This window comes from Halalkalibacter urbisdiaboli, from assembly GCF_002156385.1.
GTDB lineage: Bacteria > Bacillota > Bacilli > Bacillales > Bacillaceae_D > Halalkalibacter_A > Halalkalibacter_A urbisdiaboli.
Map to the genome: position 1 here is coordinate 638,861 of NZ_MVJM01000001.1, position 13,085 is coordinate 651,945.

At 38.6% G+C, this 13,085-nt stretch carries 16 protein-coding genes; 3 read left to right on the forward strand and 13 right to left on the reverse strand.

The window, feature by feature from the left end; all coding sequences use genetic code 11:
- Both B1R93_RS23295 and holA read right to left on the reverse strand, forming a co-directional pair.
- Nucleotides 1-470, reverse strand: a 470-nt coding sequence (locus tag B1R93_RS23295; RefSeq protein WP_245308178.1) for a transposase, incomplete at its 3' end; no start/stop codon positions are given.
- 342 nt (nucleotides 471-812) lie between these two features.
- Nucleotides 813-1,832 carry a DNA polymerase III subunit delta gene (gene holA / locus B1R93_RS03290; RefSeq protein WP_088102537.1) on the reverse strand — a complete coding sequence of 340 codons (1,020 nt, stop codon included), beginning with the start codon at nucleotides 1,830-1,832 and terminating at the stop codon, nucleotides 813-815.
- Between the two features lie 377 nt (nucleotides 1,833-2,209).
- On the opposite strand from holA, the gene B1R93_RS03295 reads away from it, so the two are divergent.
- The gene (locus tag B1R93_RS03295; RefSeq protein WP_088102538.1) at nucleotides 2,210-2,347 is read left to right on the forward strand and encodes a YqzM family protein; all 138 of its coding nucleotides are present in this window, start codon (nucleotides 2,210-2,212) and stop codon (nucleotides 2,345-2,347) included.
- A gap of 63 nt (nucleotides 2,348-2,410) precedes the next feature.
- Here B1R93_RS03295 and B1R93_RS03300 read toward each other — a convergent pair whose 3' ends face one another.
- The 4 genes from B1R93_RS03300 to B1R93_RS03315 all read right to left on the reverse strand — a co-directional run bounded on the left by B1R93_RS03300 (nucleotide 2,411) and on the right by B1R93_RS03315 (nucleotide 7,419).
- Nucleotides 2,411-4,738 (reverse strand): DNA internalization-related competence protein ComEC/Rec2, encoded by a 2,328-nt coding sequence (locus B1R93_RS03300; protein WP_342587496.1) that lies wholly within the window; start codon nucleotides 4,736-4,738, stop codon nucleotides 2,411-2,413.
- On the reverse strand, nucleotides 4,698-5,282 hold the full coding sequence (locus B1R93_RS03305; protein ID WP_088102540.1) for a ComE operon protein 2: 585 nt from the start codon (nucleotides 5,280-5,282) through the stop codon (nucleotides 4,698-4,700). The genes B1R93_RS03300 and B1R93_RS03305 overlap by 41 nt, the downstream gene beginning before the upstream one ends.
- A 98-nt stretch (nucleotides 5,283-5,380) precedes the next feature.
- Nucleotides 5,381-6,667, reverse strand: coding sequence for a homocysteine synthase (locus tag B1R93_RS03310; RefSeq protein ID WP_088102541.1), 1,287 nt, complete (start codon nucleotides 6,665-6,667; stop codon nucleotides 5,381-5,383).
- 83 nt (nucleotides 6,668-6,750) lie between these two features.
- Nucleotides 6,751-7,419, reverse strand: a complete 669-nt coding sequence (locus tag B1R93_RS03315; protein ID WP_088102542.1) for a helix-hairpin-helix domain-containing protein — start codon at nucleotides 7,417-7,419, stop codon at nucleotides 6,751-6,753.
- Between the two features lie 45 nt (nucleotides 7,420-7,464).
- On the opposite strand from B1R93_RS03315, the gene B1R93_RS03320 reads away from it, so the two are divergent.
- On the forward strand, nucleotides 7,465-7,716 hold the full coding sequence (locus B1R93_RS03320; protein ID WP_088102543.1) for a DUF2533 family protein: 252 nt from the start codon (nucleotides 7,465-7,467) through the stop codon (nucleotides 7,714-7,716).
- 98 nt (nucleotides 7,717-7,814) lie between these two features.
- The gene (gene comER, locus B1R93_RS03325; protein WP_088103390.1) at nucleotides 7,815-8,642 is read left to right on the forward strand and encodes a late competence protein ComER; all 828 of its coding nucleotides are present in this window, start codon (nucleotides 7,815-7,817) and stop codon (nucleotides 8,640-8,642) included.
- Nucleotides 8,643-8,842: 200 nt separating this feature from the next.
- On the opposite strand, the gene B1R93_RS03330 is transcribed toward comER, so the two are convergent.
- From B1R93_RS03330 to aroE, 7 genes are read right to left on the reverse strand one after another with little or no spacing between them, the layout of a single operon-like run.
- Nucleotides 8,843-9,592, reverse strand: coding sequence for a class I SAM-dependent DNA methyltransferase (locus B1R93_RS03330; protein ID WP_088102544.1), 750 nt, complete (start codon nucleotides 9,590-9,592; stop codon nucleotides 8,843-8,845).
- A 2-nt stretch (nucleotides 9,593-9,594) separates the two neighbouring features.
- A complete protein-coding gene (locus tag B1R93_RS03335; RefSeq protein WP_088102545.1) occupies nucleotides 9,595-10,449 on the reverse strand; it encodes a CvfB family protein in 855 nt (284 codons plus the stop codon).
- Nucleotides 10,449-10,799 (reverse strand): ribosome silencing factor, encoded by a 351-nt coding sequence (gene rsfS / locus B1R93_RS03340; protein WP_088102546.1) that lies wholly within the window; start codon nucleotides 10,797-10,799, stop codon nucleotides 10,449-10,451. The genes B1R93_RS03335 and rsfS overlap by 1 nt, the downstream gene beginning before the upstream one ends.
- Nucleotides 10,800-10,804: 5 nt before the next feature.
- Entirely contained in the window at nucleotides 10,805-11,377 is a 573-nt protein-coding gene (gene yqeK / locus B1R93_RS03345; RefSeq protein WP_088102547.1) for a bis(5'-nucleosyl)-tetraphosphatase (symmetrical) YqeK, read from the reverse strand.
- Nucleotides 11,346-11,942, reverse strand: coding sequence for a nicotinate-nucleotide adenylyltransferase (locus B1R93_RS03350; RefSeq protein WP_088102548.1), 597 nt, complete (start codon nucleotides 11,940-11,942; stop codon nucleotides 11,346-11,348). Before B1R93_RS03350 ends, yqeK begins: the two co-directional genes overlap by 32 nt.
- 17 nt (nucleotides 11,943-11,959) lie before the next feature.
- Nucleotides 11,960-12,250 carry a ribosome assembly RNA-binding protein YhbY gene (yhbY, locus tag B1R93_RS03355; RefSeq protein ID WP_088102549.1) on the reverse strand — a complete coding sequence of 97 codons (291 nt, stop codon included), beginning with the start codon at nucleotides 12,248-12,250 and terminating at the stop codon, nucleotides 11,960-11,962.
- Nucleotides 12,244-13,077, reverse strand: coding sequence for a shikimate dehydrogenase (gene aroE / locus B1R93_RS03360; protein WP_088102550.1), 834 nt, complete (start codon nucleotides 13,075-13,077; stop codon nucleotides 12,244-12,246). Before aroE ends, yhbY begins: the two co-directional genes overlap by 7 nt.
- Nucleotides 13,078-13,085 lie beyond the last annotated feature (8 nt).

Here is a 13,085-nt window from a genome sequence, read left to right on the forward strand (position 1 = left end):
TTATTTGCATTGGCCTTGACGTGCGTTGAATCAATGAAGGCAATCTCTGGATTAACGAATCCCTTGTCCATTGCATTCCGAAGAATGCGGTAAAAGATCTGTTCAAACACATCACTTTCCCGGAATCTGCGAGCATAATTCTTTCCGAACGTAGAAAAGTGAGGGATTTTATCCTCGAATCCAAATCCTAAAAACCATCGATAAGCCACATTAGTTTCAATCTCTTTGATGGTCTGACGCATCGACCGAATGCCAAAGATATATTGAATAAAGACCATTTTCACTAAAACAACTGGATCGATACTAGGACGTCCTTTGTCGGAAGAATAAAGATCTTTCACCAAATCATAGATGAAATCAAATTCCATAGAGTGATCCAATTTACGAACAAGATGGTCTTCTGGAACTAGCTTTTCAATCCAAACCATCTCCATTTGCATCCGCTTATCTTCCAACTTTTTTGACATCATTCCCCATTCACCCCAGTCTTGTTTTCATTCATATTATAGAAAAAAATCTGTAAACTGTCTCCTATTTGCTTCGTATGAAGGATGGTTGAAGAGTAAGGGGATTCTCATGTCTCCTCTAAAAAAGCGGACGGGATGGGAGGGCCGACTCCTGCAGGAGGAAGGGCAGGTGGAAATCCATCGGCGGAGCCGGTTAGTTCCACGCCCGCCTGCGGAAAGCGTGCCCCCCATCCCGGGAGCGGATTCGAAGCGACTAATCATGGCAACCCCCTCTCTAATCACAAAAAAGCCTGTCGACGCGAGACTTTGTCGACAGGCTGAACGACTCCTTCATAGGAGTCGTTTTTATGTTGATAACCTCATCAAAAAGAGCTCAACGGCAAGGACCTTATCCATTGTCCCCCTCTTTATGGCATAGTCCGTCTCAGCTGCTTGATTAAGTATGTATAGTAATCTTTTCTCATCAAAATGTTGAATCTGTGCACTTGCCAACTTCACCACATATGGATGCAACTTCAACTGAGCTGCCATTTGTTTTTGTGAATAGGCCCTTCTCGTCATTTCTTTAACCTGATAATAAATCCTAAATTGGCGAGCCAATAAAGCCAAAATTTTAAGAGGGTCTTCCTTTTGCTTTAATAAATCATGATAAATAACTAAGGCTTTGTCTAATTTTTTCTTCACGACCAAATTAATTAGTTCAAAAACATCTTGCTCCAACGTTTTTGATACGAGTAGCTCGACCATGGTTTCATCCACAACGCCACCCTCGCCTGCATAAAGTGAGAGCTTATCAATTTCAGAAGAAAGTAAAAGTAAATTGGTTCCTTGCCTTTCTAGTAAACGCTCCTTTCCTGCTTCTGTGAAACGTATCTGCTTTAAATTAGCTTGCTCCTCAATCCAAGCTTCTGTCATCTTTTCATCAAAAGGATTTGCTTCAACCACAACGGTTTGCTTCTTTAATTGCTTTGTTAATTTTTTTCTTTCGTCTAACTTTTCATAAGGAGCCAAAATAATAACAACTGATTCAGGAAGAGGATTATCTATATAACGTTCAAAGGAAGTTGAATCATGCTCAATTTTACTCTCGTTCCTTTGACTTGTAACTAAAAAAAAGTCCTTAATAATGACTATTTTATTCCCTCCAAAAAAAGGTAATGTTTCTGCTTCTTCAGTTATGACTTCAAGAGGCGTTTCCATAAGACTAAATACATTCAAGTTTACTTCTGCTTCTTCACTTGTCATCGTTTTTTTAGTAATCGATTGGACTAGATCCTCCATCAGAAAGGTCTGAGTACCATATATAAAATAAACAGGTTCAATATTCCCTGCCTGTATTCTCTTTTTCACTTGTAAATAACTCATATTAATCTCCACATCCATACGTTTGTCTTTTTATCACTCAAGTATAGCTTAGTTAAATAATAGCCATCTGACAAGAATGAATTGGAGAAAGGGGCCTAGTCACCAGAAATATACCAGACCCCCATTTATGATAAACGTCATGAAACGAGACCCCGGGTATTCCCGTTCATAACGATAACCATGACCGCCATGTATTAGTTATAGTATCCTATGCATGTTTGAACTATAGGTGACAACTCTTTACAATGGTGTCAAGAACTTTTTAACCCATTACAATTTTTTGAACAAACGAAAAAATGACAGGACTGGCTTGTTAAATCGTCTAGCTTTTTCAAAACGCATCACGTATACTAAAGATTGTTAAGGAGGGGTGCCAGATGAATCATTACGAAAAAGATGTGCAATGCAAACGAAATGACGCCATCGATTCTGGTGTTGCCTTTGTCGTTTCTTTTGGTTTTTTTGCCTTTATTTTCATCATCGCTTCATTAGTTGACGTATTTGGAAGCATGTAACCAATTGAAAGACTTTAGGTATAAAAGCAGGATGAGCGTTTATCGTTCATCCTGCTTTTTCTGCTACTTAGTTGAGTAGATCTTTAATCGCTTCTTTTTTAGTTTTAATTGTACGGCTCCTACTTTGTCTGTCCGCAAAATCACTATCCCTCTTTCTTCAAGTTCATGAATAACTTCTGGGTGTGGATGACCAAAACGGTTGTTCCTCCCAGCTGAAATAAGGGTCAGTTGCGGCTCAAGAGAATCGATAAACCAATCGTTTGATGAAGTCCGACTACCATGATGACCTGCTTTTAATACGTCAACTTTAAGACTCGGATAATTTAGCATGAGCTTTTTCTCTCCTTCTTCTTCCAAGTCGCCAGTAAATAACCAATTAATCCCCTCAATTTCTGCAAACACAACGATAGAACGATTATTTAACCCTTGCTCTTGACCTTGAGGAGCTAAAATTGCAAAATGATTATTTCCTACGGTCCATGAGTCCCCTTTTCTAACGAAAGAGATATCGGTACCTGTTAAGTAAAACGACTTGAGGAGAGCTTTTTCAACTTCCCCCTCTACTGCCCCCGTAGCGTAAAGAATTTGTTTTACTTCAACCTCATCTACTAAGGCTGAAGCCCCACCAATATGGTCGTAATGTCCATGGGTTAAAATCAATTTGTCAACTTTACGAATGCCGCGAGCTTTCAAATATGGAAGTACCACATCTTCTCCAACTTCAAACCTGTTTTTTTTCTGGCGCCATTTATCCTCTTCAAATCGGACAATCCCCCCGGTATCAATAATATATACGTGTCTTCTGTGAGGTAGCTCGATCACAAAGCTATCTCCTTGGCCAACGTCTAACATCGTAATAATAGCCTGTTGCTGAAAATAAGGAGTGATACATTGCATAAATAAAACAACTAGAAAAATTGAACTTCCTTTTATCCACCAGCCTTTCTTACCACTCTCCCAACAAAAGAACCCCCATCCAATTGCCAAATAATAACCAATCATTTGTATAAGTGACGGCTTTCCCAATACGATACTAGATGACTTATGTTCAATGAGTAACAGTCCTTTATGTACAATTGGAATAATGTTTGACAGCACCCATAAAGGTGGATTAAACTCCGCGAAAAAGGAAAACATTAGAGAAAGAAAGCAGAGGGGAAGAATCAAAAGGCTAATAAAGGGGATATATATCAAGTTTAAAGGTAGACTTACTAGTGACCATTCATAAAAATGAAATAACAATAATGGGAAAGACAGGATTTGGGCGATGAAGGTTACAGCAACTAACTTCACAAACGGTGTTGTGTAACACTTTTGTATTTTTGCTGAAGACACTAATAATCCAAATGATATTAAAAAGGAAAGCTGAAATCCTAGTTGAAAAAGAGCGTATGGAGAAATAGCTACATACACCAAAAACACTGTGTAAATCCCTGTTAACGGCGAAATACTCAAACGAAAGCGTAGACAAATAAGCACGACAATACTCATAGAAACTGCACGAATAACAGAAGGGGAACCACCGGTAATCATCGCATATAGAGGTAAAAGAATGATTAAAACATCCATCGCTCGCTCCCTCGTTAAACCGATGCGAATACATACATAATAGCTAGCTGCCACAATCATACCTACATGAAGACCAGATATTGCTAGTAAATGGATAACCCCGAGTTGTTGATATGCATGTAGCACTTCTTGTTCTATATAGCCTCTTTCACCAAAGAGCAAAGCGTTCATCAAGCCTGATAACGTATTGTCAACCCGCTCATCTAAACGTTCTAACTGTTGCTTTCTCCACTGTTCTAAGCTATAAACATTTGTTTTATGGGTTACACAAGGGAATGAAGAGGTTTGCGGAGTTAATATCCAATGGATTTTTTGCTCATATAAATAACGCTCATAATCGAATTGATAAAAATTGGTAGGGGGAGTAGGTGATTGGAGTGAGCCTTTTATGTTGCAAAACGCTCCAGGTTCTAGAGCACGTAAAAGCTCTTGGTCTTTTTGCGTTTCTATAAATGAGTGAACTTGTACATATTCGCCTGTTCTAGTTATAAATTTAGCTGAAAACGAGTCTCCGTCAATTTTTGGAATAGACACAATGGTTCCAGCTATATTTTGTTCACCCTCATTCAAGGAAGTCTGGTTATAAAATTCCGTTAAACAACCGATTACAAAATAGAAGGAGAAGGTACAAAAGATAATTAGTAAAATGGTGCGATAGTGGATTCGGTTAAGAAGGCTGATGAGAAGGAGACAGAAAAAAGCTAGAAAAAACGGGATACTCGGACCCCTAATCGAGAAGGAAATACCGAGTATCGCTGAAACAACAAGATACGGACCATAATTAAACACGTTCTTTATTTTCCGGTAAAGAGTATAGTGCACGAGCTTTCTCAGCAAGTAAATCTACTGTTTCTTTACTTACACCGGCCTCTTCTAAGTGATTTAATAAAACCTTCGTAAACTCTTTCTTTTCCTTATCTTGCTGTTCAAACATCAGCGCTTCTAGTTCAACTTGTACTACTGCAATGTTTGCCTTTTGAAATAATTCAATCGCATATGGATGATTCTTATAATCCTTCGCATAGAAGACCTGCTTGATACCACTTTGAATAATCGCTTTTGCACAATTCAAACACGGAAAATGGGTAACATATATTTCCGCACCGTCTGTCGGGACTCCAAACTTTGCGCATTGCAATAAAGCATTAACTTCAGCATGGATTGTCCGTATACAATGATTATCGACTACATAACAGCCTTCATCAATGCAATGGTCCCCTCCTGATACCGAACCGTTATAGCCTCCCGCGATAATTCTTTTATCTCTTACAATCGTTGCCCCGACCATTAAACGAGTACAAGTACTACGAAGGGATAGAAGATGGCTCTGCGCCATAAAATATTGATTCCAAGATATACGATCCATTTCTTTTCATCCTCAATTCTTATTACTTTTAACTCTAGTTTAGATAATGAGGGCAAGCTAGGTCAATGAATTGTTTCTAATTGAAAAATAGTTGCTTATTATTTTTGACTCTTTAACAACGCTTGCTCTAAATCGGTAATAATATCCTGTATATTTTCAATACCTATTGATAAGCGTATTAAGTCTGGTGTTACACCAGCTGAGCGTTGTTCTTCCTCCGAGAGCTGCTGATGTGTCGTACTTGCAGGGTGTATAACTAAAGATTTGGCATCTCCGACATTAGCGACATGAGAAAACAATGTTAACGCATCGATAAATCGTTTTCCTTCTTCTAGTCCTCCTTTTATTCCAAAAGTCAAAATAGCCCCTTGTCCATCTTGTAAGTAGGTTTGCGCTAGTTTATAAGAACGGTGAGACGGGAGACCTGAATAAGAAACCCAATCGACTAATTCATGCTTACTTAAATACTCAGCCACCAGCTTAGCATTTTCACAATGTCGTTCCATTCGCAAGTGAAGGGTTTCAAGCCCTTGTAAAAGTAAAAACGAATTAAATGGGGCTATCGCTGGACCTAAGTCTCGTAATAATTGGACTCTTGCCTTAATAATATATGCAAGCGGACCAACTGCCTCTGTATAAACAAGACCATGATAGCTCGGATCTGGTTCAGTTAAACCTGGAAATTTCCCGTTAGTCCAATCAAAATTACCACTATCAATAATGATACCACCTATTGATGTACCATGACCTCCAATGAATTTCGTCGCTGAATGAACAACAATATCTGCTCCATGTTCAATCGGACGGCAAAGAGCTGGGGTAACGAGAGTAGCATCAACCATTAGTGGAAGACCATGTAAATGGGCTATATCACTAACTGCTTTAATATCAAGTACATCACCATTAGGGTTACCGATGATTTCAGCAAAAAGAAGTTTCGTCTTTTCGTTTATAGCAGCTTCGAACGCTTGCGGGTTCGTACCATCCACTAAGTGAACCTTAATTCCAAGCTTTTTAAATGTATGGACAAATAAATTATATGTACCTCCATACAACGCACTTGAAGCTACTACCTCATCACCATGCTCACAAATGTTCAAGATAGCTAAATGAATGGCTGAACTTCCACTCGCTGTCGCTAAAGCCGCAATCCCACCTTCAAGTTCAGCCATTCTTTTTTCAAAAACATCCTGTGTTGGATTCATAATTCTTGTGTAAATATTCCCAAATTCTTTTAAACCAAAAAGATTTGCAGCATGCTCCGTATTTTTAAATTCATAGGATGTTGTTTGATAAATTGGGACAGCCCGTGCTTGCGTTGTTTGATCTGCTTCTTGTCCACCATGAACCGCTATCGTTTCTAATGCCCATTTCTTCTCCGACAATTTACACCACACTCCAAATATTGTAGTTTATAACATTTTATATCATAACAGAATTTTCGGAATCTTTACATTATATTTTACAGTTAATTCACTTTGATTTTATCTTTTAATTGTTCAAAGGACTTTGGGCCAATCCCTGATACTTGTAAGAGCTCCTCCACTCCCTTAAAATCTCCATGTTCTTGTCGATGTGAGATAATTGCAGCGGCCTTCGACGGGCCTATTCCGGGTAGCGTTTCTAATTCGCTTTGAGTTGCTTTATTTAAAGAGATTTTCGCATCTCCCGTTTCTTGTTTCGACTCAATTGTTGAAATGACCGTTTTTTCCTCACCTATCTTTGGAACATAAATCAACATTTCGTCTACTAACACACTTGCTAAATTTATTTGTAATTCATCCGCCTCCTCTAAAAAGCCACCAGCCTCCTCCACTGCTTCAAATACACGACTTCCGGGAGATAAATAATAAACTCCTGGTTTTTTTACAGCTCCTTTAATATCAACAACAAGCAAGGTTTCTTGGGTTTCTTGGGTTTCTTGGGTTTCTTGAGTTTCTTGAGTTTCTTGGGTTTCTTCAAAAGCGTTTCTCTCTTCCATTCCCTCCTGTTCAACTTCCTCTAAAAACAGTAAAGCTTGTTCCTCGCTTTCTTTCTTTGAGTAGTTGCCAAAACTCAGAAACAACACTACACTAACTAGGAGTACACTAATCCCTAACAGAGTCACGAGAATGCGTTCTCGTTTCGAATAGTTCATTTTGACTCACTCCAATATTTTCAAATAAGAAAGGGGACTTCACCTATGAGTGTCCATTTACAAATCGCAGAACAAGTAAAAAATCATCGCCAAGCACAAAAAGAGTTTCTTAAATTAGATGCTGTACGAGAACAAATCATTGACCAATTGCTACAACAGGCTAGCGTGTCTGAGGATATCTCCGTCCAGCAATTGAATGCTGTAACGAAGCAAATGAATCAAATTGCTTCAAAGTTTCAATTTCCACTTCGAAAAGAAGTAACAAAAGAAATGGTTCTTTCCTTCGCGAAAAAATAATCCGACATTTCTATACATATTCTTCCTCTTTGATTCATACGTATAGTCACAGTGATGTTTTAATAAGGAGTTATAGTATGAAGAAGGAGGGAGAGCCTGTGAAAATCGGGATAATTGGTACGGGGAGTATGGGCACGATTTTACTTGAATCCTTTATTGATTCCGGAGCTATCCAAGAAAACCAAGTGTTCGTTACAAATCGAACCTATGAGAAAGCACGCAAGCTTCAAGAACGATTTCCAACAATTAATATTGAGGAAAATCCTATTGATGTGATTCAAAAAACAAACATCGCCTTTCTTTGTGTGAAACCTTTGCAGTTTCCAGAGGTCATTGACCAAATTGCTCCCGTTTGTTCAGCTGACAAAATGATTGTTTCAATCACAAGCCCGATTGCTGTTCAGCAAATTGAAGACCAGGTTGATTGTAAAGTTGCAAGGGCGATTCCAAGTATATTAAACCGAGCGCATGCTGGTTCATCGCTCCTAAGCTTTGGAGAACGTTGTTCAAAAGCGGACCGTGAATTACTGACATCCTTAATGTCTTCCATTTCAGAGCCGTTAGTCATTGAAGAGAACATCACTCGCGTTTCGTCTGATATTGTTAGTTGTGGTCCGGCCTTTTTTAGCTATCTCATTCAGCAATTTATCGATGGAGCTGTGCGCCAAACGAAAATTACTAATGAAGAAGCAACCTTTCTAGCAACAAACATGATGATTGGTATGGGTAAACTATTAGAAAAAGGACATTATACATTACCTACTTTACAAGAGCGTGTTTGTGTTCCTGGAGGAATTACAGGTGAGGGAATAAAAGTACTTGAGGAAGAAGTTGGTTTAATGTTCGATCACCTCTTTCAGCAAACGCATGCGAAATACGAGCATGAGCGAGTAAAAATTCTACAACACTTAATGAAACAACCATGAAAGGGGCTATCCCAAAAGCAAAAAGAATGCTAGGCAATGGTTCCCTTCGTTAGCCCCTTGCGATGAAAAACCCAATCATCGTAAGGCATTCAAAGATATAGAATTCTGCTCATTGCTTCGAGGGTGTCTCAAAAGGTCATAAACAGCCTTTCGGACACCCTCTTTTTATATTTTCTAACATTTTTTTACTTTTTTCAATCTTATTTATTCTTTTTTCTTGCTTTTATAAAAATTCGTTCACTCTCATCATGAGGTGGTTGTTCCGTAAAATCGGCTGAAATATTTTCAATTACAAATCCAGCATCTTCTAACCACGATTCATATGAACTAACCGGAAACGTCCGTTGTTTATGTAACTCATCATATCGATCGTAAAGTCCTGAATCATTTTGTACAAAAAATCGAAGCTCATGCTCAACGCTATTAGGGAACTCTCCTTCAAATGAAGTCCATATATATGCAATATCCCCTCGATCATCTGCAAAAGTTTGCCCAATAAATCCATCATTGATTTTTGATATCGAGTGTACATCAAAAAGGAGAAGCCCATCTTTACTTAACTGCTCAGCAAAGCAATGAAATGCTCTTTTCACCTCATCTTCTGTCGTTAAATAATTTAATGAATCACAAAAAACCGTGACAACATCAAATTCTCCAAGTCGCGGCATCTTACTCATATTTTGTTGGATGAGAAGAGGAGTGTAACCGGCACGTTCACATTTTTCCTTAGCGACAACAAGCATATCAGCAGATAAATCAACACCCGTTACAGTTACTCCTTCATCTAATAACTTAAGTACTAATTCACCAGTACCACATCCAACATCTAAAAGGGAAAGTTCTTTCATTCGGTGAGGCCCTACTGAGTTTATAACAAAGCGTTTCCACTCATCATAGGGCGCTTCTTCCATTAATGAATCATATAATGTTGCAAATGCTAAATAATTCATCGTTACTCCTTTGCATATGTCCACCCATCTCGTTGTTCAATCTTTCCCTCTTTCATGAGCTTTCCTAAGGCACGTTTGAAGGAAGCTTTACTCATTGAAAAACGTTGTTTAATGTCCTCGGGTGGAGTTTTGTCCCAATATGGCATCGAACCACCGCGTCCTTTTAAATATTCAAAGAGTTTACTGGCGTCATCCTCTTGTTGCTCAGAACGTAATGGTTGCATTGTTACATTTACTCTGCCATCCTCCCGAATGTAAATAACACGAACTGTTACATGCTCTCCATATCGAGGTTTGCGAGTCATTTCATCTTCATGAAGAAAGGCGATATACCCTTCATCACTTAATAGGAGTCCACCTTCGTCCAAATAATGATAGAGATAACCTTGAATTTCTTTATTCTTTAATTGTTGATTCGCAGGCTTTGAATGTTCTTCAATCGGTGCACCCTTAACCAACTTCGCCATCATTCTCCCTCTTTTATCCCACGTTATAGATACAGGAAGTTTATCTCCAGGCTGTGGCCAAAGCTCTCGGTTAAAAGGAAGCTCATCCATTGATAAAAATAAATCACGCGAAATTCCATTGTGAAGAAAAACACCATGGCCCGTTTTAACCGAAACTGTTTCTAACCAAGCCACCTCTCCTACCTTTAATAGAGGGGTATCCATCGTTGCGGCAAGACGACCTTGGTGATCATGGTATAAAAATACATTTACCTTTTCGCCAATTTCTAAATCGCCTGTTGCTTCACGTTGATGAAGCAACACATCCGTTTCACCATCGTTCAGAAAGTAGCCAAAGCTTGCTTTTCGTGCAACAGGTAATGTCACAGTATAGCCTGGTTTTAGTTCCATTAGCCTAGAACTCCTTCGATTTCAACTGTTTTTGCATCTCCCCAAAGCTTCTCCAGATTATAGTACAAACGCTCATCCTTATGAAAAACGTGGACAACAACATCGCCTAAGTCAACCAAAACCCAGCGTGCTTGGTCGTACCCTTCTAATCGTTTAATGTCGAGTCCTTCTTCCTGAACTACTTTTTTTAGTTCATAAGCAATTGCCTGAACTTGCTTCTCTGAATTCCCACTACAAATAACAAAATAATCTGCAATTAATGAAATACCCTTCATATTTAAAGCTACAATGTTATCGGCACGCTTATCATCAACAACCTTTATAGCTAATTCTAAAATCTTTGATTCCACTCACATCACTTCTCCCTTTTTTTATCTTTTACTAATGAATTAAATGTTGCAACTGTTTCAGGAAAAATCAACTGCCTTCTCTTCATTAAAAAAGCAATTGTATTTTCTATAGCTTGCACTACTGCAGCGTCTAAATCATTTTCTGCAAGTTCTCGAACGTGCTCGACCCCTGGAAACGTTCGGCCAGGCTCAATGTAATCCGCTAAAAAAATGATTTTATCTAATAGGGTCATACCTGGTCTTCCTGTTGTATGGAACCGAATTGCATCAAGAATCTCAGAATCGTTAATTCCTACTTCATGTTCTACATAGTATGCTCCACAAGGGGCATGTAATAATTCAGTTCCGTATTCCAAAATTAACCTGTCAGATAATACGTTCTGTACAAGAAGCCGCATTTCCTCTTTGTCTCTAAATTTTGCATAATCATGGAAAATAGCAGCCAGTTCTGTTTTTTTCTTATCTGCACCAAATCGTTCAGCTAAACGAATCGCTGTTTCCATTACGCCAAGTGTATGTTCATAGCGATGCTTAGTAAGGTGCGGCTTAACAATTTCTAACGCTTCGTTCCTCTCCATACAGGCCCCTCTCCTTAATATAGGCTTCAACCTCTCTCGGTACCATAAAGCGAATAGGTTGTCCTTGACGAACCCTCTCTCTAATCATTGTTGAAGAAAAGTCCACCTGGACGACATCCACATACTCAATCCATTTGGAATACTCCGACTTAGAAATGGCACCAGGTCTTTTCGCACCGATAAATGTGACAAGTGTCATTAGCTCGTCAATTCTTTCCCATTTAGGTAAATAATCAATCATATCTCCGCCTATTAGAAAGAAAAATCGATGTTCCGGATACTTTTCTTTAAGTAATTTAACGGTATCAACTGTATAAGATTTCCCATCCCTATCTATTTCAATAGTGGATACTTTAAAACGCGGTTCATCTTTTGTCGCTACATGTAGCATTCCTATACGGTCTGAACCTGAGGTTAAGGATTGTCTCTGCTTATGTGGTGGTACATGCACTGGAACGAACCAAATTTCGTCCATTTCAAGCTCGTATAATACTTCCTGTGCAATTAACATGTGACCTAAGTGAGGAGGATCAAAGGTTCCACCAAATAGCCCAATTCTTTTCATAAAGTTATCCTTTCTCCTTACGGTAACTCAAGGGTCTTCTTTTCTCTTGATTCCTTATAAAGAACAATAATGTTACCAATAATTTGGACAAGTTCAGCCCGCGTACCATGAGCTAGCTCCTTGGCAACCTCTTGTTTATCATACTCACAATTTTGTAAAACAGTTATTTTCATAAGCTCCCTTGCCTCTAATGCATCCGAAACTTGTTTGATCATATTTTCATTGACGCCACCCTTTCCTACCTGAAAGATTGGATTTAAGTGGTGTGCTTTTGCTCGTAAAAATCGTTTTTGTTTTCCTGTTAGCATGATTTCCCTCCAAGTTTTTCATATACTAATTGTGCCATTCTCTCTCTATTCGGCTTTTGCCCCGTCCAATATTCAAAGGATAAGGCCCCTTGATTTACAAACATTCCAACCCCATTTAAAGTATTTGCTCCTTTTTGAGCAGCTTCTTGTAATAATCGAGTATTGATAGGATTATAAATAAGATCGCTTACAACCGAATCTTGTCTCAACTTCTCAAGAGAGAGAGGGATTTCCTCTATATTAGGGCTCATCCCAACTGATGTTGTGTTAATTACAATATCAAATGCATCCAATGTTTGTTCAGCGTTCTTAATTGAAGTCGCCTTAACCCCTTCGATTACGTTTGCCAATTCTTCAGCCTTTTCTACCGTCCGATTAGCAATAACAATCTCTTCAGCCTTTTCTTTTGCAAGTACTGTAACAATGGCTCTTGCAGCACCTCCAGCACCAATAACAAGCACCTTATGCTGTTCTAATGGTCTTGATAAAACAGATAGTAACGACTCAAAATAGCCTCGACCATCTGTATTATAGCCAATTAATTTACCATCATCGTTTACAATCGTATTTACGGCACCAATAGTTTTTGCCTCTTCATCGATTTCATCTAAATAATCCATTACTGAAACCTTATGAGGAATCGTGACATTACATCCAGCTATATTTAATCCTCTAATTCCCGAAACAGCATCTTTTAAAAACTTTGGCTCTACATTAAATAAACGGTAACTTGCATTTATCCCCAGTTGAGCAAAGGCATCATTATGCATCATCGGTGACATTGAATGCTGAACCGGATGCCCGAATAAACCAAACAGTTTCTCCACTCTTTTTC